This is a genomic window from Exiguobacterium sp. RIT594 (assembly GCF_003339585.1).
In the GTDB taxonomy this organism is placed as follows: Bacteria; Bacillota; Bacilli; order Exiguobacteriales; family Exiguobacteriaceae; genus Exiguobacterium_A.
Genome location: NZ_QPKF01000001.1, coordinates 1,696,378 through 1,722,227 on the forward strand (window position 1 = coordinate 1,696,378; position 25,850 = coordinate 1,722,227).

The 25,850-nt window shown below is 46.0% G+C and carries 24 protein-coding genes; 4 read left to right on the top strand and 20 right to left on the bottom strand.

From position 1 onward, the window contains the following. Positions 1–134: 134 nt before the first annotated feature. The 3 genes from DVG79_RS08845 to DVG79_RS08855 are packed head-to-tail and all read right to left on the bottom strand — an operon-like array spanning position 135 to position 2,162. Positions 135–557, bottom strand: a complete 423-nt coding sequence (locus DVG79_RS08845; RefSeq protein ID WP_114596389.1) for a Fur family transcriptional regulator — start codon at positions 555–557, stop codon at positions 135–137. Then, positions 529–1,398: a metal ABC transporter permease gene (locus tag DVG79_RS08850; RefSeq protein ID WP_114596390.1), complete on the bottom strand. Its 870-nt coding sequence runs from the start codon at positions 1,396–1,398 to the stop codon at positions 529–531. The genes DVG79_RS08845 and DVG79_RS08850 overlap by 29 nt, the downstream gene beginning before the upstream one ends. After that, positions 1,395–2,162, bottom strand: coding sequence for a metal ABC transporter ATP-binding protein (locus DVG79_RS08855; RefSeq protein WP_114596391.1), 768 nt, complete (start codon positions 2,160–2,162; stop codon positions 1,395–1,397). Before DVG79_RS08855 ends, DVG79_RS08850 begins: the two co-directional genes overlap by 4 nt. Before the next feature lie 222 nt (positions 2,163–2,384). Here DVG79_RS08855 and DVG79_RS08860 point away from each other — a divergent pair, with 222 nt between their 5' ends. The 3 genes from DVG79_RS08860 (at position 2,385) to DVG79_RS08870 (ending at position 6,334) form a co-directional block, all read left to right on the top strand. Further along, the gene (locus tag DVG79_RS08860; protein ID WP_114596392.1) at positions 2,385–3,929 is read left to right on the top strand and encodes a Ppx/GppA family phosphatase; all 1,545 of its coding nucleotides are present in this window, start codon (positions 2,385–2,387) and stop codon (positions 3,927–3,929) included. Then, complete coding sequence (locus DVG79_RS08865) at positions 3,926–6,085, top strand: RNA degradosome polyphosphate kinase (RefSeq protein ID WP_114596393.1); 2,160 nt, start codon at positions 3,926–3,928, stop codon at positions 6,083–6,085. The genes DVG79_RS08860 and DVG79_RS08865 overlap by 4 nt, the downstream gene beginning before the upstream one ends. A 75-nt stretch (positions 6,086–6,160) precedes the next feature. Continuing rightward, the gene (locus DVG79_RS08870) at positions 6,161–6,334 is read left to right on the top strand and encodes a XapX domain-containing protein (RefSeq protein WP_012369749.1); all 174 of its coding nucleotides are present in this window, start codon (positions 6,161–6,163) and stop codon (positions 6,332–6,334) included. A 71-nt stretch (positions 6,335–6,405) separates the two neighbouring features. Here the strand turns inward: DVG79_RS08870 and DVG79_RS08875 are convergent, their stop codons facing one another. The 8 genes from DVG79_RS08875 to DVG79_RS08910 all read right to left on the bottom strand — a co-directional run bounded on the left by DVG79_RS08875 (position 6,406) and on the right by DVG79_RS08910 (position 14,755). Beyond that, positions 6,406–6,588: a FeoB-associated Cys-rich membrane protein gene (locus tag DVG79_RS08875; protein WP_114596394.1), complete on the bottom strand. Its 183-nt coding sequence runs from the start codon at positions 6,586–6,588 to the stop codon at positions 6,406–6,408. A 15-nt stretch (positions 6,589–6,603) separates the two neighbouring features. Then, positions 6,604–8,586: a ferrous iron transport protein B gene (gene feoB / locus DVG79_RS08880; RefSeq protein WP_114596395.1), complete on the bottom strand. Its 1,983-nt coding sequence runs from the start codon at positions 8,584–8,586 to the stop codon at positions 6,604–6,606. Continuing rightward, positions 8,583–8,819 carry a FeoA family protein gene (locus tag DVG79_RS08885; RefSeq protein WP_026828966.1) on the bottom strand — a complete coding sequence of 79 codons (237 nt, stop codon included), beginning with the start codon at positions 8,817–8,819 and terminating at the stop codon, positions 8,583–8,585. The genes feoB and DVG79_RS08885 overlap by 4 nt, the downstream gene beginning before the upstream one ends. Before the next feature lie 113 nt (positions 8,820–8,932). Further along, on the bottom strand, positions 8,933–9,559 hold the full coding sequence (locus tag DVG79_RS08890; protein WP_114596396.1) for a hypothetical protein: 627 nt from the start codon (positions 9,557–9,559) through the stop codon (positions 8,933–8,935). Between the two features lie 20 nt (positions 9,560–9,579). Next, positions 9,580–10,479, bottom strand: coding sequence for a deoxyribonuclease IV (locus DVG79_RS08895; protein WP_114596397.1), 900 nt, complete (start codon positions 10,477–10,479; stop codon positions 9,580–9,582). 141 nt (positions 10,480–10,620) lie between these two features. Beyond that, positions 10,621–11,973: a DEAD/DEAH box helicase gene (locus tag DVG79_RS08900; RefSeq protein ID WP_026828969.1), complete on the bottom strand. Its 1,353-nt coding sequence runs from the start codon at positions 11,971–11,973 to the stop codon at positions 10,621–10,623. 68 nt (positions 11,974–12,041) lie between these two features. Beyond that, the gene (locus DVG79_RS08905) at positions 12,042–12,995 is read right to left on the bottom strand and encodes a sugar ABC transporter substrate-binding protein (protein WP_114596398.1); all 954 of its coding nucleotides are present in this window, start codon (positions 12,993–12,995) and stop codon (positions 12,042–12,044) included. Continuing rightward, positions 12,992–14,755 (bottom strand): sensor histidine kinase, encoded by a 1,764-nt coding sequence (locus DVG79_RS08910; protein WP_114596399.1) that lies wholly within the window; start codon positions 14,753–14,755, stop codon positions 12,992–12,994. The genes DVG79_RS08905 and DVG79_RS08910 overlap by 4 nt, the downstream gene beginning before the upstream one ends. Before the next feature lie 144 nt (positions 14,756–14,899). Here DVG79_RS08910 and DVG79_RS08915 point away from each other — a divergent pair, with 144 nt between their 5' ends. Continuing rightward, positions 14,900–15,847: a 4-hydroxy-3-methylbut-2-enyl diphosphate reductase gene (locus tag DVG79_RS08915; RefSeq protein WP_114596400.1), complete on the top strand. Its 948-nt coding sequence runs from the start codon at positions 14,900–14,902 to the stop codon at positions 15,845–15,847. A 44-nt stretch (positions 15,848–15,891) separates the two neighbouring features. On the opposite strand, the gene DVG79_RS08920 is transcribed toward DVG79_RS08915, so the two are convergent. The 9 genes from DVG79_RS08920 to glyQ all read right to left on the bottom strand — a co-directional run bounded on the left by DVG79_RS08920 (position 15,892) and on the right by glyQ (position 25,814). Beyond that, positions 15,892–17,007 carry a Nif3-like dinuclear metal center hexameric protein gene (locus DVG79_RS08920; protein WP_114596401.1) on the bottom strand — a complete coding sequence of 372 codons (1,116 nt, stop codon included), beginning with the start codon at positions 17,005–17,007 and terminating at the stop codon, positions 15,892–15,894. Next, positions 17,007–17,723 carry a tRNA (adenine(22)-N(1))-methyltransferase gene (locus DVG79_RS08925; RefSeq protein ID WP_114596402.1) on the bottom strand — a complete coding sequence of 239 codons (717 nt, stop codon included), beginning with the start codon at positions 17,721–17,723 and terminating at the stop codon, positions 17,007–17,009. The genes DVG79_RS08920 and DVG79_RS08925 overlap by 1 nt, the downstream gene beginning before the upstream one ends. Before the next feature lie 128 nt (positions 17,724–17,851). After that, complete coding sequence (gene cccA, locus DVG79_RS08930; protein ID WP_026828975.1) at positions 17,852–18,193, bottom strand: cytochrome c550; 342 nt, start codon at positions 18,191–18,193, stop codon at positions 17,852–17,854. Positions 18,194–18,346: 153 nt separating this feature from the next. Further along, entirely contained in the window at positions 18,347–19,432 is a 1,086-nt protein-coding gene (rpoD, locus tag DVG79_RS08935; protein WP_012369736.1) for an RNA polymerase sigma factor RpoD, read from the bottom strand. A 34-nt stretch (positions 19,433–19,466) separates the two neighbouring features. Then, positions 19,467–21,260: a DNA primase gene (dnaG, locus tag DVG79_RS08940; protein WP_114596403.1), complete on the bottom strand. Its 1,794-nt coding sequence runs from the start codon at positions 21,258–21,260 to the stop codon at positions 19,467–19,469. Between the two features lie 137 nt (positions 21,261–21,397). After that, positions 21,398–22,207 (bottom strand): pyruvate, water dikinase regulatory protein, encoded by an 810-nt coding sequence (locus DVG79_RS08945; RefSeq protein ID WP_026828977.1) that lies wholly within the window; start codon positions 22,205–22,207, stop codon positions 21,398–21,400. A 14-nt stretch (positions 22,208–22,221) separates the two neighbouring features. After that, positions 22,222–22,851, bottom strand: coding sequence for a transcriptional regulator CcpN (gene ccpN / locus DVG79_RS08950; protein ID WP_114596404.1), 630 nt, complete (start codon positions 22,849–22,851; stop codon positions 22,222–22,224). Between the two features lie 19 nt (positions 22,852–22,870). Beyond that, entirely contained in the window at positions 22,871–24,931 is a 2,061-nt protein-coding gene (glyS, locus tag DVG79_RS08955) for a glycine--tRNA ligase subunit beta (RefSeq protein WP_114596405.1), read from the bottom strand. Continuing rightward, positions 24,924–25,814, bottom strand: a complete 891-nt coding sequence (glyQ, locus tag DVG79_RS08960) for a glycine--tRNA ligase subunit alpha (RefSeq protein WP_012369731.1) — start codon at positions 25,812–25,814, stop codon at positions 24,924–24,926. Before glyQ ends, glyS begins: the two co-directional genes overlap by 8 nt. Between the last annotated feature and the right edge of the window lie 36 nt (positions 25,815–25,850).

The window sequence follows — 25,850 nt, forward strand, 5'->3', positions numbered from 1 at the left end:
GGAGGTAGTTCAATTCATTTCAAGCCAGGACGAACCGAGAAGCGTCAATCAAAAAAAGAGGAACGGATATCGATCTCCGTTCCCCCTCTCTTGCGTTGAATAATGCTTTCACTTGGAATACACCGGGTAACTCCTTATTTCTGACAGGCGGCACAACGGCCATAGATCTCAAATTTATGATCTTCGACCTCAAATCCTGAATCTTTAATCGGTGACACCCATTCCATCGGACAAACATCCAGTGTTTCCGTCTTTCCACACGTCCGGCAAATCAAATGATGATGGTGATGACCAGACTGACAGGCAGCGCGGAATTTCATTTCCCCGTCCAGTTCAGTTGTCTCTAAAATATCGATTTCCGCAAAATCATTTAAATTCCGGTAAATCGTATCATAACTGAGCGAAGGATGTGATGGGCGCAACTCTTCCGCGACTTCCCGCGCACTGACATACCGATTGGCTTCAAACAGATACGCCAATAAATCAAGACGCTTCGGTGTCATTTTGAATCCGGATGCTTTCATCCGTTCACGCGCTTGTTCGATGTTTTTTTTCATGCATTTTCCCTCCGATCCAAAACCGTTCAATCAGCATCACGAGAATAAGTTCTGCGACCGCCAGCATGACAATCATGCCGCCTGGCGCTAAATCAAATTGATACGCCAGAATCAAACCGCTAATCGTCGCCACTTCGCCAAATACGATGGCATAAAAAATTGTCGCCTTGAAACTTTTGGCAAGTCGAAGCGCCGCTGCGACAGGCAAGGTGATCAAACTGGACACCAGTAAAATCCCGACGACACGCATACTAATCGCAATCACCAGGGCAACAACGATCATGAACAAAATGTGCACCAGCCGAAGACGAATTCCGGACACCCGTGCCTGTTCCTCGTCAAACGATAAAAATAACAACTCTTTATAAAACGCAATCACAAATAAAATGACGACACCTGTAACAATCAAAATCGTATAAACATCCGTCAAAGTCACAGCCGAGACCGTCCCGAATAAAAAGGACACCAGATCCATTGAAAAGCCGTTCGCCAGACTGATGAAAATAGCACCGAGCCCCATTCCGGTCGCCATGATGATCGGGATGGCAAGCTCTTGAAAGTGTTTGTACTTCGCGCGCAGCCAATCGATCGTCAACGCCGCCATGACCGATGTCACGATTCCGAGATAGAGCGGATTTAAATCGGCCAGACTCGCAACCATGCCGGATATCAACAGGCTGAGGGCAATTCCGGCCAGTGTGACGTGTGATAACGCATCCGCAATCAAACTCATTCGCCGGACGACGACGAATGAGCCGATCAACGGAGCCGTAAAACCGATCAATACCGCCGCGACAAGCGCATATTGTAAGAACTTTAATGTCATGAACGCTTCAATCACTGGACGACCTCCCCTTGGTGGACAAGAACACGTCCCGGAACAGGATACAAGGACCGAATCGTCTGCTCGTCCAGTTCCCAGTACTCTTTAATACCGCAATTACACCCGAGTCGTCCGTCAACGAGATGAATCACATCCGTCACAAGCTTGCTGACGAAGTGGATATCATGTGTCACAAGGACGAAAGTCCGTTTTTTATCACGTCGCAGTTCTTCCAAGATTTCATAAAATTCTTTGACGTACCGCTGATCGACTCCGACCGTTGGTTCATCCAGTATCATCAAATCCGGATCATTGACGAGCGCCCGGGCGATAAAGACCCGCTGTTGCTGACCGCCTGACAAGTCACCGACTTTCGAATCGCGTCGATCCCACATGCCGACCGTTTCAAGCGCCGTTTTTACTTTTTGACGATCCTGCTTCGTCACACGCCGAAATAATCCTTTTTTCGCATACAACCCCATCTCGACGACTTCAGCGACCGTGACCGGAAAGCCTGAATTGAACGATGCTGCTTTTTGAGATACGTAACTGATCCGCCACCAGTCACTGAAGGCTGCTTGATCCTGTCCGAACAAACGAATCGAACCTTTAGGTTTTAATAAACCGAGCATACATTTGATTAACGTCGATTTGCCGGATCCATTTTCTCCGACGATGGCCAGGAATTGTCCCTGTTGTACATTAAACGTCACTTCATTCAAGACACGTCGATCCGGATAATCATATGTCAGTTGTTTAATTTCAATAATGGGTTCTGTCATGTTTATTCTCTCCTTCCGTCTCATGTTAAAACGGAATAGTTACGTCTTATCAACTGTCTTATTATAGCGCCAGCCTTCATTCGTTGCAACCGATGTATCTTTTTTGTGAATAGACGCTTTTAGGGAGAGGCACAAGGTACAATAAAAAGATACAAGCTGTCGTTTTCAGAATCCCTGATTCGGGAAAAGATGGATTGAGTACTCAAAGGGGGCGGATTTGTTTTGAAAAATGAATTAGCAGTCATCGATATCGGGTCCAACTCGATCCGGTATGTCGTTTTCCATCCAATCGATTCCGGTCGATACATCGAAAAAATCAACGTTAAGGTCGTCGCCCGCCTGTCCGCTCATATTGATGCGAATGGTGCTCTCGACTCAGTCGGCATCCGGTTATTGTGCGAAACGCTACAACGGTTTCACGAAATCGGCATTACCCACCACGTCGAAGAAACCATTTGCGTGGCGACAGCAGCCATTCGAAATGCGAGTAACCGGCAGGACATCGTCCAAGCTGTCGAACAGGAAACGCCTTTTACGATGCGGGTCCTGTCAGATGAACAAGAAGCTTACTACGGCTATTTCGCGATTATCAATTCCACTTTCCTGACCGATGGATATTCCGTTGATATCGGCGGCGGATCCATGGAAGTGACGTTGATTGAGAACCGGGAAATGATTGCTTATCATAGTTTTCCTTTTGGTGCTGTCACGTTGACTCGTCAATTTCTCTCCGGAGAAACCATGACGTCAGGTGAACAAAAGAAGCTGATTAAATTCCTGCGTGAACAATTCGACGAGATTCCTTGGATGAAAAATAAAAAACTTCCGTTGATCGGTGTCGGTGGATCCGCACGAAACTTCGTCCGCATTCATCAGTCTACACTCGACTATCCTTTGCATGGGATCCATCAATACCAAGTCCGCTCGAAAGAGTTAGGGAAACTGATTGACGAACTGGAGGACAAGGCGCCTAAACAGTTGATGAAAGTCGAAGGGTTGTCCAAGGACCGGGTCGATATCTTCTTACCAGCGTTAATCGCGATTCATGAGCTGGCACTACATATCGAGGCAGACCAGTTCGTGATGAGTAATTACGGGTTACGGGAAGGTCTTGTCTACGAATATGATTTACACGAACAGGAACAGCGGCGTATCGAGAATGTACGCGAAGAAAGTCTTTATCAGCTGGAAAGTGATTACAAAGTCAACCGTGACCGGATGAACTATCTCGGCACGATTGCCAAATCAATTTACCGCCAATTGGTGACACTCGAAATCATTCCGGAACGGGCCGCCGACTTACGATTACTGGATTCCGCCAGTCGCTTACTTTATTGCGGGCAATACATCAATCCGGATACCCGGTCGAATCAAACGTTTTATCTTTTGACGAATACCGATTTAAAAGGAATGACGCATAAAGACCGTTTAGCTTTGGCACTCGTCAGTTCATATTCGTCTTCGAAACGGATGCAACAGCTCTTAAAACCGTTTAAGGATTGGTTCACGGATAAATCGATCGAGCGGTTTGATTTACTCGGATCCATTCTGAAATTGACGGAAGCACTTGATGTGACAGAACGTCGTGCCGTCGACAGTCTTGAAGTGACTCTTGAAAAAGATAAAAAAGATATCCGGATCATTCTCGATACCGGTGATCATGATTACGGTTTTGAAGTCGAAAAAGCAGAGAAACAAAAAAAACACCTGGAACGTATCATTGATCGGTCCATTCAGTTTGACAATAAAGGAGGCGGCCTTACGTGAAGATTGACTCCCCAGAGTTTTTTAACAACCGGGAAATCAGCTGGTTACAATTCAATGAACGTGTCTTAGGAGAAGTGACGGATACACGAAATCCATTGATGGAACGATTTAAGTTTTTAGGTATCTTCAGTTCCAACCTCGATGAGTTTTATATGGTTCGTGTCGGTGGATTAAAGGATGAAGTACTGGCTGGATTCAATAAACCCGAAAACAAACAGCAACTCACACCGAAACAACAGTTACGTGCCATCGCTACGAAAACAAAAGAGCTTGTCGATCAACAATACGAAGCCTTTAAAGACGTCACCCAGGCGCTAAAAGCAGAAGGAATTTCTTTCCTGAAGAATGACGAGTTAAATGAAATGCAAGCAGAATATGTGAAAGCATTCTTCAGAGAACAAGTTTTTCCGGTTCTGACACCTGTCGCGGTCGATGCGTACCGTCCGTTTCCGATGCTGTCGTCTAAATCGTTGAACATTGCGACGGCCCTTGAAGCGGAAGACGGTTCAAAACGGAATCTGGCACTTGTTCAAGTGCCGGCCGTCCTGCCGCGTTTCGTTGATTTACCCGTAGAGGATGAGGAAACGACTGCTGTAATTCTACTGGAAGATGTCATCATTTCCTTCATTGACTCTTTGTTTAAAGGCTATCGTGTCTTATCAGCGATGCCGTTTCGGATTACACGAAACGCAGATTTACCGTTCCATGAAGAAGGAACACACGATTTATTGAAATTGATTGAAAAAGAACTGAAAAAACGGCGGTGGGGAGTCGGCATTCGACTTGAAATTCAGAAGAATGCCATCAACACGAACTTACTCAATATGTTACGCGATGTGCTCGACTTACAAGACCGGGACATTTATGCCGTCGATGGTCCGATTGATTTGACGTTCGCTTTTGCGTTTTACAGCCAGATCGGGGTCGAATACGACCATTTGATTTATCAGACGATCATGCCTGTCGAACCGCCGGCACTTGAAAAATCGAAGAATTTGTTTGATCAAATTCTGCAACAGGATTATTTGCTGCATCACCCGTATCATACGTTCGATCCGATCGTCCGTCTGATTGTACAGGCTGCTAACGATCCGAACGTTTTGGCGATTAAACAAACGTTATACCGCGTATCCGGCGACTCTCCGATTATCAAAGCATTGAAAACTGCTGCAGAGAACGGGAAACAGGTCACGGTGCTCGTTGAATTAAAAGCACGTTTTGACGAAGCGAAAAATATCGAATGGGCCAAACAGTTGGAAAAAGTAGGCGCTCACGTCATTTACGGTTACAGCGATTTAAAGACACACTCAAAAATTACATTGATCGTCCGGTTACAGGAAGGCCGGATTCAGCGGTTTGTCCATCTCGGAACAGGTAATTATAATGATTCCACGGCTAAATTATATACCGATATCGGTCTTTTGACGGCACGGGAACAAATTGCAGAAGATGCAACGAACTTCTTCAATTGGTTGTCGGGTTACGGGGAGCAGCCTAAATGGAATGCCCTTCACACCTCACCGAACTCGATGCTCGAGAAGTTTTTATCATTGATTGATGAAGAAATCAAGTACCATAAAAAACATGGTAATGGACGAATCGTCGCTAAAATGAACAGTTTGACGGAAAAAGATATTATCGTGAAACTGTATCAAGCGTCACGCGCAGGAGTCAGAATTGAATTGATTGTTCGCGGCGTCTGTTGCCTTCGCCCCCAAATCAAAGGTATCTCGGAAAATATCCGTGTCACGTCCGTCGTCGATCGTTATTTGGAGCATTCCCGTATTTTTTACTTCCACCATAATGGAGACGATTTGATTTATTGTTCCAGTGCCGACTGGATGACACGCAATATGCGGAAACGGATTGAAATTCTGTTCCCGATCATTGACGAGGAACAGAAAAACTATATCAAGGATTGTTTGGCTTTAACGATGGCGGATAACGTCAAAGCACGCGAACAGGATGAATTCGGCAACTATCATTATGTAACAAAAGGCAAACAAGCCTGTGAATCACAAATCCTGATTCAGCTTTATACGAACGGGAAATTAAAAGCAAAACCGTCTTTTGAGCATCCCCTTGAACAAAAATGGACACCGGTTGAACGTGCCGAAGAAAAGATCACCTTTGATCCAACTGCCGCTAAAAAATAATCGTTGTTTAACGTCAGACATCTTCATATAATAAGCTTGTAAGCGTTTTTTCATATGAAGAAAGGACTGGACCTCATGCTTCAACAAATTTTATTATCTTTGCTAGCAGGTATCATCTGTGGTGTCGTCTTTACTGCTCTTAAATTACCAATCCCTGCTCCACCCGTCTTTCCGGCCATCGTTGGAATTTTCGGTGTGTTCCTTGGGATGAAGGTATTTTTATTCCTCGCTGATCGCTGGCCGTTTTGATCGACAGAAGGATTCGTATTCCACATAAAAAGCGTTTTTCTTCTGTTATCGAGAAGAAAAACGCTTTTTTGTTATTTCTTTAGTGCTTCGGCAATGACTTTGTCCCAATTGACGTCATCACAAGCTGTTTGACACGTCGGTTCCACTTCACACGTCGCACATTTTCCTTTTTTCGCTTTTTTGGTGAAACGGATCAATGAAAAACCGGCATATCCAAAGACAAGCAGTCCAATTAAAATATCAATCATATGCATCCTGCTTTCCTCCTTTTACGAAAATCCGAGTGCGTGCCCCGTTTGATAAATCAAGAATGAAATACCATACGCAACAAACAATCCGTACAGACTGGCAATCCACGTCCATTTTGCACTGCCGACTTCCCGTCGAATCACAGCTACCGTCGCAAGGCACGGTACATAAAGCAGGACAAACGCCATGAAGCTATAGGCACTGAGCGGTGTGAACTGACCAGATAATTGGCGTCCAAGTTCTGATTCATTGACGGCGTAAATGATGGCCATCGTCGAGACAACGACTTCTTTTGCCAGGAAGCCTGTAATCAAGGCGGCTCCCGCCTGCCAGGTTCCGAACCCGAGTGGAATCAGCAACATCGCAATCAGACCACCAATCATGGCAAGAAAACTGTCGTTCATATTGACATCAAAACCGCCTGGTCCCGTATAAGCAAGCAACCAGATGACGACCGATCCTCCGAAAATGAATGTCCCTGCTTTCCTTACAAACCCTTTTCCTTTTTGCCATGTGCTACGCCATAACGTCAATCCTTGAGGAACCCGGTATGGCGGTTGTTCGACCAAGAACAAGCTTGTTGCTTCTTCAGCTGCCAAAACTTTTGAAAATACTTTTGCCGCAAGTAACGCCAGAACAATTCCTAAAATATAAAGCGACAAAACAATCATCGCTTGATTACTTGCAAAAAAACTGCCCGCGAATACGGCATAAATTGGTAACCGTGCCGAACACGACATGAACGGTGAGATGAAAATCGTCACGAGACGTTCGCGTTCTTCTTCTACCGAACGTGCGGCCATGATGCCCGGAACGTTACAACCGAACCCAATGATCATCGGGATAAAGCTTTTCCCGTTCAATCCGACCATCTGCATGAAACGGTCCATGACGATGGCGACACGTGCCATGTATCCAGAATCTTCAAGAAACGAGATGAAGAAGAACAGGACAAAGATTTGTGGAACAAAGACGAGGACACCACCGACACCTGCGATGACACCATCAATTAACAAGTCTCGGATGAAGCCGGATGCCCCAAGTTGTGTCAAAACAAAGACGACTCCCGACGAAATCGGACCTTCAATAAAGGCTCCTAACAAATCAGAGAGTGGTGCACCAATCCAGTTAAACGTGACGTGGAATAAAACGTATAAAACGGCAAAGAAGATCGGCAACCCCAAAATCGGATGCGTGACGACCGCGTCAATCCGGTCCGTCCATGTCTTCCGGTCTGATTTTTCTTCGACGACCGAGCCGGCACGAATCGCAACGGCCCAGTTCCGTCGGCACTCCGTAATGTGCGCATGGATAAACCGTCCAAGCTGGTGTTCCAACTGTTTTCGAACTTCAATGATACGGGGCGACTTTGTTTCCAGGTACTCCACGAAGACACGGTTCCCGGCTAAATACTGAACAGCCATCCAGCGTTCATGTTCCTGTAAATCGGCTAACTCGATGATGGTCGTAATCGCCTGTTCCGTTTTTTGTCCATAATCGATTCGTAAAGGTACATGTTTTTTTGCCGCTTCAGGAATCGATGACAACAACACTTCACAGCCATCTCCCGTCCGGGCGACAATCGGAAACACGTCGACACCAAGTTCACGTGCTAATGCCTCCGCATCAATCGTCGTACCACGATTCCGGGCGACATCCATCATATTTAATCCGATTTGAATCGGCTTTCCAATTTCCAAGAGTTGGGCTGTCAATTGTAAGTTTCGCTCCAACTGTGAAGCATCGATGATATTGATCATGCCATCAAACGATTCTTCCATCAGGAAACGGGCTACGACGGCTTCATCTGCAGATAACGGATCTAAATCATAGACACCGGGTAAATCAATCAGTTGTCCACGATTTCCGTGTAATTTACCGACTTTTTTATCGACCGTCACACCGGACCAATTACCAACATGAGCATAAGATCCTGTTAAACGGTTAAATAAAGAAGTTTTTCCGGTATTCGGATTTCCGAGTAAGGCAATTTTTTGTGTCATGGTAAGAACACCCCAATGTTTTTTGCGTCGCTTTTACGAATCGCAATCATTTGGTGGTGGTCACGTTGTTCTATCGTCAAAGGACCTTGAAAGCTGGCTCGTCTCCTGACGACGACGGGACACCCTTCATAAAATCCAAGAGCAAGCAGGCGTCTCCGGAGTCGATCTTCAATTTTATTTAAATCTGTCATCACTACAGGTTTACCAATCGGAATCATTGCTAAATCAGTCATGCACTTTCCTCCAGTTACTCCATTTTCACTGATAATAATTATCAGTCTTGATTATATCATGGAGACGCCATCTAAAAAACAGTAAGCGACTCAGGAATAACCCACTGAGACACTTACTGTTTGGGAGAAGCTTGATCCGACGTGGCCGCAACGTCTTCCATTTTTTCAATACTTTGATGTGCCAATCGATGACACGTCGGACAAAGTGTCTGAAAGTGACCGTGATGTTCGTGCCATTCGAGAATGGATTGCTGCGTGTTTCCACACATTTCGCAACACGCTTTTAGCGGCGCAAGATGATTTCGCTCACGAAAACGTTCCATCCGACGGTTTTTTGCTTGCTCGATTGTTGTCACATCCGACTCAAAATGTCCGGCTTGCCAGGCCTCCACCAACCACTGTCTGCCTTTCAAATCCGTTTGTCCGGGATTCACCTGTAATCCTGATAAGGGAGACCCTAACAGCGGATGCCGTAAATCCACGCTGATTAAATCGAGGCAGGCATACGTGCGTTCCTGTTCATCCCCTTCTGTCAGCCAATGAGGATCTGCCGGTCGTGTTGTGTACTCGCTGAACAAAACTTCCGCATACGCAACGATTCCATCTTTCGTCGCCAAAAATACTTCTTCCCCTTCGGCTAGCTCCGCCGGTAAATAAAACGGTTCTTTCGTTTCATAATATAAGACGACTGCTTGCCTTAAGGCAAATTCCGATTCTTCAACGACTAATAGATGGCACACGCGACAGACACCTCTCTCATTTAAATGGATGTACCGATCAGTGGCAAGCGCCACTCGGCGTCAAAGTTTCCAGAGCGTAACATGGCAATTTCTTCACGATAAGGGGCGACCTTCTTTTTTGGATCCAGTCCGATATACGGTGTTTCGAGGATTTTTGGTAAATGGGCCAAATCCTGATGATGGACGATTCGATGTAACGGATCAAAACCGATTTCACCAAACCCGATATTTTCGTGACGGTCTTTTTTGGCTCCGCGAATATTTTTCGAATCGTTGACATGGATCACGCCAAGACGGTCAATCCCGACAATACGATCGAACGATTCCAATACTCCGTCCAGGTCATGAATCAGGTCATAACCGGCATCATGGACGTGACACGTATCGAGACAGACGGACAGGCGGTCATTATGCGTCACACCGGCAATGATTTCTGCCAGTTCTTCAAATGTCTTACCGATTTCCGACCCCTTTCCGGCCATCGTTTCGAGAGCGATCTTTACTTTTTCATCTCCCGTTAATACTTCATTGAGTCCTTCAATAATTCGTTTGATTCCAATTTCTTCCCCGGCACCGACATGTGCACCTGGGTGAAGGACGATATGTTTTGCTTTTTCGAGAGCTTCCGCTCGCCGGATTTCTTCTCCTAAAAATGAGACGGCTAATTCAAACGTTTCCGGTTTCGTCGTATTGCCTAAATTGATGATATAAGGGGCATGGACGACGATTTCTTCAATCCCGTTTGCTTCCATATGCAACAAGGCTTCTGGAATCCGTAAATCCGAAATCGGTTTCCGTCTTGTATTTTGGGGTGCTCCCGTATAGACCATCATGGTCGTCGCACCATAAGAAGCTGCTTCTTCACTCGCACCGAGTAACATTTTTTTGCCTGAAAGAGACACATGTGAACCGATTTTCATTAAAAATTCCACCCTTCTTCTGCTTCTAGTGTACCAAATGTCAAAAAAAACAAGAACCTTTAGCGATACTAAAAAAAACAAAGTCTACGAATTCTGTCGTAGACTTTGCTCAAACCGTCCTCCTGAAATGCCGAGGACTGATTATTTTGTTTTACTGGCGTTTGCTTTACGCTCAGCACGCCCGATTCCGCGTTGTTCTTTGATTCGTTCGCGTTTTGCTGTTTCTTTCAGCTTATACTGGTGTTTCTTTTTATAACCTGGTTTGACACGTTTTTTCGCTTTTGCAGCTTCACCGGATAAACGGCTGTGAGCTGTTTTCGAAACCGCTGTCTTCATGTGTGGTTTTGCACGGCGTCGTTCTTTCACTTCGCTGACTTGACCACTCTTCACATCCACGTTAATGAATTCGATACCACGGTCCTCAAGACGGTTAATCGAACCGTTCTCATGATCTTCAAACAATGTGTAAGCCAATCCGTCCTGATCAACACGTCCTGTCCGACCGACACGGTGAACATAGAAGTCGAGGTCTTTCGGAATGCCGTGGTTGATGACGTGAGAAACACCTGAAATATCGATGCCGCGTGCAGCAAGATCCGTTACGATGACGTACTGGTATTTGGCTTCGTTGATTTCCTTGATGGCTTGTTTCCGGCGGCGGGCCGGCAAGTCACCATGAAGCGAACCGACATTGAGTCCCGCTTCAAGGAAGAGAGCTTCGAGTTCGATGGCTTCTGTTTTCGTATTCGTAAAGACAAGACAGATATACGGGTTGAGGGCTTTCGCCAGTTTCAACGTTAAATCAGAACGATCGCGGTGCTTGACCGGAACCGTATGGTGTACGATTTTTTTCGCTGTCTGTTGTTTCGGATCCACATGCGCATAACGTGGATTGTTCATATATTTTTTCAAGAACGGTTGCAGTTTTTCAGGAATCGTTGCCGAGAAGACCATCATCTGCAACTTTTCAGGAAGCGCTTGGGCAATCCGGTCGACTTCCGGTAGGAATCCCATGTCAAGCATTTGATCCGCTTCATCGATGATGTAATGTTTCACGAAATGCGGTTTCAATGCTTGTTCTTTAAAGAGATCCAAAATACGTCCAGGTGTTCCGATCACGATTTGCGGTGAGACTTTGACGCGTCCGATTTGACGTTCGCGATCCATTCCACCTGTGATAAGACTTGTCTTGATGTAATCCGGTTGTTTGACGAGAATTGATTTCAATTCCTCATGAATCTGCCAAGCCAGTTCGCGCGTCGGCGCAACGATGATGGCTTGCATTTCTTGAAGTTCCGGATTGACATTTTGAACGATCGGCAAGAGGAACGATAACGTTTTTCCTGTCCCTGTCTGTGATTGTCCAATGATATCCCGCCCTTTGAGCGCTGCCGGAATAATCCGTGATTGAATATCGGTTGGTTTTTTAATACGTGCGTCTTCGAGTGCTTCGACGACGAACGGGTGCAAATCGAAATGGGTAAATCCATTCATATTTGTCACCATCCTTTCTCTTTCTTTAACAATTAAAGGCGAATCGTCCGCCTTCACCATCTATTTCTTCAGTTCAACATGGGTATTGGTCTACTACCGTCATACAAATATGAATACGTATAGAAACGATCGGGAATTTTTTTGTTTTTCGTATGAAGCTTCAACGCGCTGAAGGCGACTTTCATCATCTCTTCAGCGGACTGGACGACCGTCGCGTCCATCGATTTCATGTCAACAGCTTCTAATATAGCACGATTCCCATCAATTCCGACAACTATTTTTCCGGAAATCTTCGCTTTTTTCAATGCTTCGAGTACGCCCATCGCAATATCATCATTGTGACAGTAGACCGCATCGAACGGAATTCCGGAGTCAATCACCTGCCGCATGACACGTTCGGATGTGACCGGATCATAGTTTCCGCTGGCTGAATCGACAATGGAGAGCGTCGACTCATTTTCGATTCCTTTTAAGAATCCCCGGTGCCGTTCGTTTGTCGTATAGACGTTTGCCGTACCCGTGATCTCGACGATGCGCCCTGTTGACTGACCGGTACGCTTGATTAACTCATTCTTAATATAGGAAGCCAATTGTTCCCCGATCACTTGATTATTGGATGTAATCGAACTCACGACAGCATCTGAGTGAATCATACGGTCAATCGCAAATACAGGAATCCCTGCTTTTTTCGCTTCTTCGATGGCACTGCCGATATAGACATCATCCAATGTCGTGATAAAGATAGCATCCACCTTCAATTTGACGAATTCCAAAATCTGTTCGCGTTCACTGATGCGGGAATTTTGTGACGTCGCCACCAACGCTTCATATTTATTCGCTTTCGCTTCCGCCTTGAAGGCATTGATCAACCGTTGTGCAAATTCATGTTTGTCATTGACAATCGTAAACCCCACGACATTCCGTTTAGGACTTGTTTCCTTTTGGACAAACATGTTGGAAATGACGAGGACGGATGCAATCCAAATGATCAAAACAAACAACCAGGACTTATTGAACCTCATGCCTGCTCCTCCCGTCTTGGGAAAAAGAGTTGCACCGTCGTGCCGACGCCGACTTTACTGTCGACTTCGATTCGTCCATTATGCTGACGGACAATTTGATTGGACATGAACAATCCCAACCCGTTGCCATTGATTTTAGATGTGTTAAACGCCTGACCCAGCATCAGAATTTGATTTTCATCCATTCCGATCCCGTTATCCTGGACAATGAATACAAACTGATCCGGATAGACGTGGAGGTGGACATGACAAATTCCGTCCGGTCCTTTTGATTCGACAGCGTCAAGCGCATTTCCGATACAATTCGACAGCACCTGCAACAAGCCGTTTTCCGAAGCATACAACGACGGCATATGTGCCGGTGTGTAGATTTTGCAGTCCGCTTCGTAAGGATGCGATTTCGATTCGAGAATGAACGTTAATTTCTCCATCATTTTTTTCATGTCAATCTGCGCCATCGCCAGCGTTGTTTTATCATTCTTGGATAAATCAAGCATCGTCTGAATTAATTGGTTGGCCCGGTCCAGTTCGGATAAGGCAATTTGCATCATATCCGGATTATTCTGTTTTTCTTCTGACAGCAATTGCAACGCCATCTTAACCGGCGTCAACGGATTCCGGATTTCGTGGGCAATTCCTGCCGCGAGTTGTCCGAGCGATGCCAGTTTTTCCTGATGTAAGATGACCTGTTGCTGACTCAACTGTTCGACCCGTGCATGTTCCATCCGTTGCGCATATTCATTGTAGGCGGAGACCAAGGTCTTGACTTCATTTGAGCCGGAACGTTCCAGGGTAATTGGTTGCGGCGTCGTACTTTTTTCGATTTTTTGAACAAGCTCCAGCAGCGGCGCCGTCAATTGCCGCGACATCAAATAACCGACAATCAGACTGAGCACCAGTGTAAGAGCCGCAATGACCAGATATTGTTGCCGTGTCGTATAGACCGGTTCGTAAAAGACGCTCCGCGGTGTCCGCACCAGGATTTTCCAATCAGTCACCTTCAAATCGCGTGCAAAATAGTACATATCTTTATTGGTACTGAAGATTTCATACGGTTTGCTGCTTTTGAAGGCCCGATCGACAACACTTTGACTCAAGAGGCGTTCTTGATCGGTTACGAGGTTTTTCGAGGTTGCGAGCGGTTCACCCTGGCTGTTAAATAAATAGGCCATCGTATCATCATCAAACGATTCCAGTGAATTTCGAAAAACGACGGAATTCATCAGACTGAGCCCGCCACCAAATACGCCGACCCGCTCATTGCCATTTCGAACCGAGACATACATATAGGTCAAAGAATCATTCGCTATATCATAACGTGGACTCATATGAAAATCCGTACTCGTCAAGGCTTGTATAAAAGAGTCATCACGACGAATCTTCGAATCCGAAATACGGCGATCCTCACTCGAAAACCAGGTGATCTCATCGGTTTTGCGATCATAATAAAAGAAGCTTTTGAATCCGGTATCGATATCCAGTAAATTCGAATCCCGGATCGCCCGATCGAGATTATTCATATTTGTAACATTCAATTGAAGACTCATGATTTTTTCGTGTAAGTTCCCGACGCTGTCACGCAATGCATTACTCGAGACTTCGACACTTTTTTCACTCTGTTTTTCTGTCTGCTGTTCGACTCGTGAAATCGTGACGCGGTCTGCTGTAAAAGCAAGTGCCGAGATGACAAGACAAATAAGAATGAACAAAACAGCCGTGATTTGGAAAAAATAGGACCGCATCATCTTTTTCGTCTCCATCTTTTCACCCCTTCCTCATTTCTAGACAACTCAATTAGTATATCATGATATTCTCTTTCGGCAGACTCCTCTATTTTCATTCAACTTGAATCAATGGTACACTCTAAATAATCATTCTTTCCATACAAAAGGAGAATTTAGACTATGCTTGTTAAAAAAATCAGTCCCCGTGGTTATTGTTACGGTGTTGTCGATGCGATGAAACTTGCTCAACAAGCTGCACTAAACGATAACTTACCACGACCAATCCATATCTTAGGCATGATTGTCCATAATGCACACGTCACACGCGAATTCGAGCGGATGGGTGTCTTGACCGTAGATGGTCCAGACCGTTTAGAAGCACTCGAAACGATCAAAGAAGGAACCGTCATCTTTACAGCACACGGGATTTCGCCGGCGGTCTATGCCCGCGCAGCCGAGAAAAAACTGACTGTCGTCGATGCAACATGCCCGGACGTCACCCGGACACACGATCTGATCCGGACTGTCGTCGCTGATGACTATGAAGTCATCTATGTTGGTAAACACGGTCATCCGGAACCTGAGGGAGCCGTAGGTGTGGCACCAGAACACGTCCACTTGATCGAAAAAGTCGAAGACATCGAAGCGTTGCCTGCTCATCTCGCCAATAAAAAAATCATCGTCACGAATCAAACGACGATGAGCCAATGGGATGTCCAAGCATTGATGGGGCATGTCCGCGAAAAATATCCGCATGTCGAAGTGCACAATGAAATTTGTAATGCGACGCAAGTCCGTCAGGAAGCTGTTGCAGAACAGGCCGGTGATTGCGACTTAGTCATCGTCGTCGGCGATCCACGTTCAAACAACTCGAACCGTCTGGCACAAGTTTCATTTGATATTGCCGCAACGCCGGCTCACCGGATTGGTGATTTAACGGAACTCGATCTATCATGGCTCGACGGTGTCAATCAGGTCGGTGTAACATCAGGTGCTTCAACGCCAACACCGATTACTAAAAAAGTCATCGACTTCTTACAACAGTATGATCCTGCTGATATCAGCACGCATGACAAGACGCCGTTCCTCGAATTGCGCCGTATCTTACCAAAAGTTAAAATACTTTAAACAAAATGATTCCTGACCATATTCGACGGTCAGGAATCATTTTTTTAAAGAAATTGAAACGGATTTGTATTCGTCTCTGAGACAAACAGTTTGACACCTTTGATGTTCTGTTTTTCAAATCGTTCTGCTAATAGATTAACGACGCCCTGTTTCATGACCGACTCAACGTGATGTCCGGGATCAACTACGGCGAGTCCAAGTGCCATCGCATCATGTGCGACATGGAAATATAAATCACCTGTCACTAATACATCTGCTCCGGCAAAGGCTGCTGTCGAAACATACTTGTTCCCGTCTCCGCCTAATACAGCGACTTTTTGAATCATTCGGTTTTCATCACCGACAAACCGTAAGTTCTCAACCCCAAAGGCTGACCGGACCTGTTCGGCAAACGTTTTTAAAGGAACGGCTTCTTTTAATCGGCCAATCCGCCCGAGACCAAGTGACGGCGATTCAATCTCTTGACGAATCACGTCGTACGCGACTTCTTCATACGGATGGGCTTTTATCATTGCCCGAATGACCTGCTTTTGGTTTAATTCCGTGACAATCGTTTCGATTCGTACTTCTTTTACCTGCTCCAGTTGTCCAGGTTGTCCTACATACGGATTCGCTTCCGTCGTTGCTTTAAATTGTCCGATTCCCGTCGTGTGGAACTGACAGTCACTGTATGCTCCAATATGCCCCGCTCCTGCTTTCCCTAACGCTTCCGAGACCTGTTGTACGGCAGATTCCGGAACGAAGACAACGAGTTTATACAGCGTATTTTCGAAAGACGGCACCAGAACCTTCGTATCCGTGATGCCTAATGCCGTTGCCATCAGGTCATTGACACCGCCTTCCGCAACATCTAAGTTCGTGTGGGCGGCATAAACGGCAATATCATGTTTGATGCATTTCATGACGATCCGTCCCGCAGCCGATTGATCCGTCACTTTGGGAAGTTTGCTGAAAATCGGCGGATGGTGGGCGATGATTAAATCGATTCGCTTTTCAATTGCTTCCTCCACGACGGACTCCAATACATCTAATGTGACAAGGACCCGTTTCACTTCTTTATGGAGTGTCCCGATTTGCAAGCCGATCGGATCTCCTTCAAAGGCAAATTTTTTCGGCGCAAATGCTTCGAACTGCTCAATGACTTGTTGACCGTTTGCCATCAGTTCGTCACCTCTTCCATTTTTTGAATCAACCGTTCGATGTTCGCAATTTTTCCCTGCAGGACATCCGAATCGTTCCCGCGCTGCATTTGTTCCAGGATATATTGTCTTTTTTGTTTTTCAGTCTGCCATTTTTCAATGAATGCCGGTGCCTTTTCCCGTGTCAATTGCGGACCAAAATACAGTTCCCACTCCCGTTGGTCGACATCCTCCGAATATAAGGATTCTTCTCCTTTTTCCGCAACAAGAATTTCATAAATCTTCTCATTCTCTTTGACGATCGCTTCCGATAACAAGGCATAATCATTAGCAAGCAGCCACTTCCGCACATCAACTGCATCGACGTTTGGTTGCAGAATCAGCCGTTCTTCTCCAGATAAATGAGTTTTGCCTTCTTCCAAAATCGAAGCGATTAACGTTCCACCCATTCCGGCAATCGTTACCGCCGTCACTTCACCCGGTGTCAAAACCGTCAGGCCACTTCCGAGGCGGACATCGACTTTATCTTCTAACTGAACAAGCGCAACCTGCCCTTGTGCTGCTTCCATCGGTCCCACGTTGACTTCACCGGCAATCGCACGTTCAATCAAGTTTTGTTGGATACAGTAACAAGGCACAAAAGCGTGGTCGGATCCGATGTCCGCGAGTACGGCTCCTTGTGGAATATAAGACACGACTTTTTGTAGGCGTTGATCAAGTATGACGTTTGTTTGCATCTGATTCATCCTTCCTCTGTTCACTCTCTTTTTAAAATAGCGGACTTGACGAAAAAAAGAAACAGTCGCTTCCTTAAAATTCGTCAAAAAAAACATCCATCTCGGAGAAGAGACGGATGTAAATTGACTTATTTCTTTGCAGCGAGCCATTTTGCTAAAGCAGCGGCTTCTTCGTCATTCGCAAGACCGCCAGGCATTTGCCCTTTACCGTTCATAGCGATTTCTTTAATTTCTTCTTCTTTCAGCTTCGCGCCGATCTTTGTTAAGTTCGGACCGACTCCACCTTCAAGATTTCCACCATGGCATCCTGTGCATCCTTTAGATGCAAACAGATCTTCCGGCTTCATTTCAGCTGTTGATGGACCTTTTTCAGCTTGTTTTACCTGATCGACCCCAAAGTATGACAATGAAATCATGGCGATGATGGCGATGATCGCAATCGATGCGAACGGTACTAACGGATTACGCATTTGGATTCCCCCCCATATTCTCTACCCAACCAAGTTGGTGACTGAATGGTATTCCCCGTTACTATTCTACTGTAAAAAAAACAGAGAAGGAAGAAAAAAACAAAACTTTTTCTCCCTTCTCACTAAAATTTCATATTTTCTTCACACTTTGAATTAATCGAGGAAATCTTTTAGACGTTTTGAACGACTTGGATGACGTAATTTACGTAACGCTTTCGCTTCAATCTGACGAATCCGTTCACGTGTGACGCCAAATACTTTCCCGACTTCTTCAAGTGTCCGCGTCCGGCCGTCGTCCAAACCAAAACGAAGGCGTAACACATTTTCTTCACGGTCCGTCAACGTATCGAGGACATCTTCAAGCTGTTCTTTTAACAACTCATACGCAGCCGCATCTTGAGGAGCTGTCGCATCTTGGTCTTCGATGAAGTCTCCGAGATGTGAATCATCCTCTTCCCCGATCGGCGTTTCGAGCGAAACCGGTTCTTGTGCAATCTTCAGAATCTCACGTACTTTTTCTGGAGTGATTTCCATTTCTTTTGAAATCTCTTCCGGAGTCGGTTCGCGTCCTAAATCCTGAAGCAATTGACGTTGGACACGAATCAGTTTGTTGATCGTTTCAACCATATGAACCGGAATCCGAATTGTCCGTGCTTGGTCGGCAATTGCACGTGTGATGGCCTGACGAATCCACCAGGTAGCGTAAGTCGAGAATTTATATCCTTTTGTATAGTCAAACTTTTCAACTGCTTTGATCAGTCCCATGTTTCCTTCTTGAATCAAATCAAGGAACAGCATGCCGCGACCGACGTAACGCTTCGCAATCGAAACGACCAACCGTAAGTTAGCTTCCGCTAAACGTTTCTTAGCTTCTTCGTCGTTTTGTTCAATTCGTTTCGCGAGTTCGACTTCGTCTTCGGCGTTCAATAGATCGACACGGCCGATTTCTTTCAAGTACATCCGGACAGGGTCATTGATTTTAACGCCCGGCGGGACCGAAAGATCGTTTAAATCCGCTTCTTCCTTGTCGTCACCCGTCCCATCGTTATTGACCTTGATGCCTTCTGTTTCGAGCAGTTGAAGGAATTCTTCGAATTGTTGCGCATCCATCGATTCAAACGAACTGAGTTTATCCTCGATTTTTTGATGCGATAGTTCACCATTCTTGTGTCCGAGCGCGATTAGTTCATCCTTCGCGAGACGGAGTATTTCTGCTTCTGATCTTGCTTTTTCTGCCATCGAACCATACACTCCTTCCACATCATGCAGCAGGTCATCGATCTTTCAAACGTCGTTTCCGTTCAATGATCGCCTGCATTAGCTCCGCTTGAGCACGGATATCTGTTTGTTGACTCAACTGTGACTTTTCCTCGTCCAGTGTCCGTCGTTGCCGTTCGTTTTGAACGGCACGAATATAATGACTCAATAAATCCGGATCATATTCCGGCATTAACATAAACTCCAGATCCGCTACGATTCGCTGAAGCGATGCATCGTGGAGCATCGTCAGAAAACGATCAGGATCCGCTGGGGTGTTTGTTCCGTAAAATTCATATAGTTTTCCTGCAATCAGTTGATGGGCTGGATCGTTAAACGCCACACCAAGCTGATCACGTACCTCAAGACCTACTTCCTCTGAACGGATCATATAAGCGAGCAGAAAACGTTCGGCTCGTTTCCAATTCGAGAAGGTACGGTCCTGAGGAGAAGATGTCACGACTTGTGTCTCCTGCCGTCGCTCTTGTTTCGGTTTAGCCTGTTGCGGTTGCAATGGCTTAACTTGCGACAACAGTGATTCTTTCGACAAGTGGAACTCTTCAGCCAGTTTCCCTAAATAGATATCGCGTAACAATGGATTGGCCGTTCGACCAATCTCCTCAAGCATAGTTTCAATATAACGGACCCGTTCTCCTTCTAATCGAAGGTTTTTTCCTTGCCGAAAATAAAAAGATTTGAATTCAAGGCTTGAAATCCGTTCCTGCTCAATTAAACGAAGGAAGGTCTCTTCCGACTGTGTCCCGATAAAAGAATCGGGATCTTCTCCATCCGGAAGACGAATCACAGAACAATCGACCGCAACATCCTCCAATAAGCGTAATGCTTTAAGGGTCGCGGCACGTCCCGCTTTGTCTCCGTCATAACAAACTATGACTTCATCGACGATTCTACCTAAATTTTGAGCATGGACCGGAGTCAGTGCCGTTCCAAGAGAAGCTACCGTATAGGGTATACCCGCTTGAGCGACACGTACAACATCCAAATTCCCTTCAACAAGCAAAACCTGCTTGTTTTTCCGCATGGCACCACGTGCCTGGGCGAAACCGAACAGCAACTCACTTTTATTAAAAAGAGGGGTTTCTGCTGTATTCACATATTTCGGGTCTCTTCCGTCAATGGAGCGACCACTGAATCCAACAATCGTGCCATCACGATCTGAAATTGGAAATACGACCCGTCCATTGAATCGATCGCGATAATCGCCATCTCTGCTTATTGAAATCAGACCTGCTTCTACCATCTCATCCAAGTCAAAGTTCCGCCGTGCCAATGAATCTACCGTAAACCGGTCCTGGTCCGGTGCGTATCCCAACTTAAATTCCCGCATCGCCGGTTCCTGGATGCCCCGTTGCTCGAGGTATTCTCTTCCGGCGTCACCGGCAGCTGTCTGTAACATGACTTCATGGTATAAATCCGCTACAATCCGGTGCGCTTCCCGCATCCGATATTTCTTTTCTTGATCGGGTGTGGACTCCGTTTGATCAGACCGTTCAAATTCTGGTAGTTTGATGTCTGTTCGATCCGCCAGCTTGACGACTGCTTCCGGAAAACTCATCCCTTCCGTCTCCATGACAAAAGTAATCGCGTTTCCCCCTGCCCCGCATCCAAAGCAGTAATACATGCCTTTATCCGGAGAAACAGAAAAAGAAGGGGATTTTTCAGAGTGAAAAGGACATAACCCTGAATAACGATTCCCTTGTTTTTTTAATTCTACACGTTCTGATATCAATTCAACGATATCCGTTGCTTGTCGGACTTGGTCAACCAATTCGTCAGGAAGCCGTTTCAATTGGTCACCTCTCCTTTCGAACGTTTATATACATATACCCGCAATGAAACGGAACGAATACTCGTTCCGTTTCATTAGAAAATTTGCATCATCTCATTAAGCAGCTAGATTAGTATACTACGTGAAAGCATACTTTACTAGTCATGTGATTTGCCGGAAATCCCTGTCAAGATGAGATTCGCCGTTTCCTCAACCGCTTTATTCGTCACATCGATGACTTGGCAACCAATCCGGTCATACAGATTTTTTGCATAATCAAGTTCACGGTTGATTCGATCCATCTGTGCATAAGCGGCTTCCGGTTTCAGTCCAAGCGAACGGAGACGTTCCATCCGGATGTCAATCAGCTTCTCGGGAGAAATCAATAATCCAAAACATTTTTCTTTTGGGATATCGAACAGTTCTTCCGGTGGAATCGATTCCGGGACGAGCGGTACATTCGCCACTTTGTAACGTTTTAACGCCAAGTATTGAGACAACGGCGTCTTCGAGGTACGTGATACACCAATCAATACGATATCCGCCCGTTTGATACCGCGCGGATCGCGACCGTCATCATATTTCACGGCAAATTCAACAGCTTCGATTTTCCGGAAATATTCTTCATCCAGCCGGTAAATCAGTCCCGGTTCTTCTTTCGGCTGCATCCCAAGACGTCCCTCCATTGTATCCAGTAACGGACCCAACAGATCAATCGCCTTGACTTCGTGCGCATGTGCCGTTTCTGCAAGAAGCCGGCGGTGTGTGGCATGAACGATGGTATAGACGATTGTCGCTTGCTCTTCTTTTGCATGTAACACTAAATCATAAATGACTTGATCGTCATCGACGAATGGTATCCGGACCGTTTCAATCGCTTGCTCCGGAAACTGAATCGCTGCTGCCCGCACGACCAATTCACATGTTTCACCGACCGAGTCACTCACTACATAAATACGTTGTCTCATCTGCGAACCTCCTCTTAAAGTTCCTCATCTCGTGCCAGCGCGACCAACACTTTTGTCATGTTTGTCTTCGTCATGCGTCCGACGACTTTTAAGATTCCGTCCACCTGCTCGACGACCGGCATGGAATCGATCTGTTTTTCGATGAGTTTCATCCCTGCCCCGATCAAGGTCTCTGATTTCTCACAAACCGTCAGATTCGGCATCCGTGTCATGATGATATTGACAGGTAACGAGTCCAGTTCCTGGTTCCCGATTGCTGCCCGTAAAAAGTCTTTCCGTGACAAGACACCGACTAACGCATGATCTTTGCCGACGACGAACAGCGAACCGACGTCTTCGAGGAACAGATGAACGATCGCATCGTAAACCGTCATCCCTTCATGAATGACTTTCGCAGAAGACATGAATTCGCCAACGGTCAACGTATCCAATTTTTCATGCAACATGGAGCTGTTTTTTTTACCAACATACATATAACCGACGCGTGGACGCGCTTCCAGCATACCGGTCATCGTCAAAATCGATAAATCCGGACGTAAGGTAGCACGCGTCAAGGAGAGTTCAGATGCAATCTGTTCTCCAGTGATCGGACCGTTTTCTTTGACGATTTGGAGTATTTTTTTCTGCCGTTCATTTAACTTCATCGGCTCATCCGTCCTTTATTCACGCTAAAGTGAGTGCATTGAATCGTGCGACTTGTTCGATTGCCGTCGCAAATCGTTTCATCTCGCTAAGACGATTCGTCCGAACTGCTTCGTCATCCGCCATGATCATCGTTCCATCAAAATAAGCAGTAATGGCCGGAACACTCGATTCGAGCACTTGAATCGCTTCGTTATAGTCAGAGGCTTGAACTGCCGCTTCGACTTTTGGAATCAGTTGCTCGATTTGTTCATGCAAGGCACGTTCCGCTTCATTTTCAAAGAGCGCTGGATTGACCGCAACAACCGCCTCTGCTTTTTTCGAGATATTCAAGACACGGCTGAGTTGTTCCACTGTCTTCTTAAAGGTGGGTTGTTGTGTTGCCTGTTCAAGCATCGCCGCGCGTTTTTCATTTGCTTCGACTGTTAACTTCGGCTCGAGTGCCGCTTCGATGACATCATGACGATATCCTTTTTCCGATAAGCGGAACTTCAGACGCTGATTGAAGAAGTCTTCCATTGCTGCTTTAACTGTTTCTGCATCCGCTTGATAAAGACCTGCTTTTAATTGAGCAGACACGACGAAATCGATTAACTCTGACAACGTCATCTCAATCTGACGGTCGGAAAGAATCTGAACGATTCCTTGTGCTTGGCGTCGTAACGCATACGGATCAGCCGAACCGCTTGGAATCATACCAACACCGAAGAATCCGGCCACGCTGTCCATCTTGTCGAGAACAGCTAATACCGTACCGGTTGGTGTGCCTGGACTTTCATCCCCGGCAAAACGTGGCAAGTAATGTTCCCGGATCGCCGCTGCGACTTCAGCGTCTTCCCCTTTCATGTTGGCGTAACGTTCACCCATCATACCTTGCAGTTCTGTGAACTCATACACCATCTGGCTCACAAGATCAAACTTATAAATCGTTCCGGCACGTTCGACTTTCGCTTTATCCGCATTGAATCGTTCCGCCAACTGTAGCGCCATCCCGCGCACACGACGGACTTTTTCACCTGTCGTTCCAAGTTTTTCATGGAAGACGATTTTATCAAGTCGTGCTGCTTGGGCATCGATATCCGCTTTTTTATCTTCTTCATAGAAAAATTGTGCATCGGCAAGACGTGCGCGAATGACTTTTTCGTTTCCGCGGGCTACGTTCTCGATATGTGCCGCATTCCCGTTACGGACAGTGACGAAGTAGTGCAGCAACGTCCCGTCTTTTTTAACCGGGAAATAGCGTTGGTGTTCCTTCATCGTCGTGATCAGTACTTCTTCCGGCAATTCGAGGTACGCTTCGTCAAATGCTCCGAATAACGCAGTCGGATATTCGACCAGATTCGTGACTTCCTCAAGTAACGTCGGATCAATCGGCACTTCAAAACTTTCTTGTGTGCTGAGTTTTTGAATTTGCTCCTCAATCAACCGGCGACGCTGTTCGTAACTGACGATGACATGTTCTCCGGCAAGTGCCTCCACATAGGCATTCGGTCGTAAAATCGTAATGTCCTGTCCAAGGAAACGGTGTCCGCGTGACGTCCGCCCGGTCGAAACATCTGCCACTTCAAACGGAATCACTTGATCATCCAGTAAGGCAATCATCCAACGAATCGGACGCATATAGCGTAATGACTGGGTGCTCCAACGCATATTTTTCGGGAACGACATCGCTTCAACGATTTGTTTGAGTCCCGGTAAAAGTGTTGCTGTTTCTTGTCCTGATTCTTTGCGGGTCGCAAAGATATATTCGATTCCCTTCTCTTCTTGAAGGAACAGATCTTCCGTCGTTAACCCTTTACCGCGTGCAAATCCTTGGGCGGCTTTTGTCCAGTTGCCGTCCGCGTCCACTGCAATCCGTTTCGCCGGTCCTTTAAGCGTCTCTTCCAAGTCAGCCTGACGTTCCGACATTCCGGTTACGAGAACGGCTAAACGACGCGGCGTCGAAAATGATTCAATCGCGTCGAACGTGATACGTGCCTCATTTAAGAATGTCGTCACACGTTCTTTTAACTGTGCCTCCGATTGTAAGACAAAACGGGCAGGCATTTCTTCAAGACCGATTTCAAGTAATAACTCATGCATGCGATTCACCAGCTTTCGATTTAATCAATGGGAAACCTAAACGTTCCCGTTCTTCGATGAAACTTTGGGCACAACGGCGCGACATGTTTCGGACACGGTGAATAAAGCCGGTTCGTTCCGTGACGGAAATCGCTCCTTTGGCATCCAGCAGGTTAAACGTATGGGAACATTTTAAAATATAGTCATAAGCCGGGAAGACGAGATTTTCATCGAGTGCCCGGTTGGCTTCTTTTTCGTATTGGTCGAACAATGTAAACAGGAGATCGACATCAGATGTCTCAAACGTATACTTCGAATGTTCGAATTCCGGTTGGTAGAAGATATCGCCGTATTTGAAGCCGTCTGTCCACACCAAATCAAAGACACTTTCGACATCTTGGATGTATGACGCGAGACGTTCGATCCCGTACGTAATTTCGACTGCAATCGGATTACATTCAATCCCGCCGACTTGTTGGAAGTATGTGAACTGCGTGATTTCCATCCCGTTCAACCAAACTTCCCATCCGAGTCCGGCGGCACCGAATGTCGGGTTTTCCCAGTTATCTTCGACGAAACGAATGTCATGTTCCAGCGGATTGATGCCGAGCAATTCAAGACTTTGTAAATACAGTTCCTGAATATTGTCCGGTGACGGTTTCATGATGACTTGGAACTGATGATGTTGATACAAGCGGTTCGGGTTTTCGCCGTAGCGTCCGTCCGCTGGTCGGCGTGATGGTTCTGTATAACAAACGTTCCAGGGTTCTGGTCCAAGACTTCGTAAAAACGTCATCGGATTCATTGTTCCGGCGCCTTTTTCCACGTCATAGGCTTGCATCGTCAAGCACCCTTGTTCAGCCCAAAATTTTTGCAGTGTTAAGATCATTTCCTGTACTGTCATCTTCAAGACTTCCACCTCCAAATTTATGCGGGAACG

What these genes read in the sequence shown, in the direction of transcription:
- DVG79_RS08845 (WP_114596389.1), bottom strand. Translation starts at nt 557, where the DNA reads ATGAAAAAAAACATCGAACAAGCGCGTGAACGGATGAAAGCATCCGGA.
- DVG79_RS08855 (WP_114596391.1), bottom strand. Translation starts at nt 2,162, where the DNA reads ATGACAGAACCCATTATTGAAATTAAACAACTGACATATGATTATCCG.
- DVG79_RS08870 (WP_012369749.1), top strand. Translation starts at nt 6,161, where the DNA reads ATGCTTCAACAAATTTTATTATCTTTGCTAGCAGGTATCATCTGTGGT.
- DVG79_RS08875 (WP_114596394.1), bottom strand. Translation starts at nt 6,588, where the DNA reads ATGCATATGATTGATATTTTAATTGGACTGCTTGTCTTTGGATATGCC.
- feoB (WP_114596395.1), bottom strand. Translation starts at nt 8,586, where the DNA reads ATGACACAAAAAATTGCCTTACTCGGAAATCCGAATACCGGAAAAACT.
- DVG79_RS08885 (WP_026828966.1), bottom strand. Translation starts at nt 8,819, where the DNA reads ATGACTGATTTAGCAATGATTCCGATTGGTAAACCTGTAGTGATGACA.
- DVG79_RS08895 (WP_114596397.1), bottom strand. Translation starts at nt 10,479, where the DNA reads ATGAAAATCGGTTCACATGTGTCTCTTTCAGGCAAAAAAATGTTACTC.
- DVG79_RS08900 (WP_026828969.1), bottom strand. Translation starts at nt 11,973, where the DNA reads ATGAATGGATTTACCCATTTCGATTTGCACCCGTTCGTCGTCGAAGCA.
- DVG79_RS08905 (WP_114596398.1), bottom strand. Translation starts at nt 12,995, where the DNA reads ATGAGGTTCAATAAGTCCTGGTTGTTTGTTTTGATCATTTGGATTGCA.
- DVG79_RS08910 (WP_114596399.1), bottom strand. Translation starts at nt 14,755, where the DNA reads ATGGAGACGAAAAAGATGATGCGGTCCTATTTTTTCCAAATCACGGCT.
- DVG79_RS08915 (WP_114596400.1), top strand. Translation starts at nt 14,900, where the DNA reads ATGCTTGTTAAAAAAATCAGTCCCCGTGGTTATTGTTACGGTGTTGTC.
- DVG79_RS08920 (WP_114596401.1), bottom strand. Translation starts at nt 17,007, where the DNA reads ATGGCAAACGGTCAACAAGTCATTGAGCAGTTCGAAGCATTTGCGCCG.
- DVG79_RS08925 (WP_114596402.1), bottom strand. Translation starts at nt 17,723, where the DNA reads ATGCAAACAAACGTCATACTTGATCAACGCCTACAAAAAGTCGTGTCT.
- cccA (WP_026828975.1), bottom strand. Translation starts at nt 18,193, where the DNA reads ATGCGTAATCCGTTAGTACCGTTCGCATCGATTGCGATCATCGCCATC.
- rpoD (WP_012369736.1), bottom strand. Translation starts at nt 19,432, where the DNA reads ATGGCAGAAAAAGCAAGATCAGAAGCAGAAATACTCCGTCTCGCGAAG.
- DVG79_RS08945 (WP_026828977.1), bottom strand. Translation starts at nt 22,207, where the DNA reads ATGAGACAACGTATTTATGTAGTGAGTGACTCGGTCGGTGAAACATGT.
- ccpN (WP_114596404.1), bottom strand. Translation starts at nt 22,851, where the DNA reads ATGAAGTTAAATGAACGGCAGAAAAAAATACTCCAAATCGTCAAAGAA.
- glyS (WP_114596405.1), bottom strand. Translation starts at nt 24,931, where the DNA reads ATGCATGAGTTATTACTTGAAATCGGTCTTGAAGAAATGCCTGCCCGT.
- glyQ (WP_012369731.1), bottom strand. Translation starts at nt 25,814, where the DNA reads ATGACAGTACAGGAAATGATCTTAACACTGCAAAAATTTTGGGCTGAA.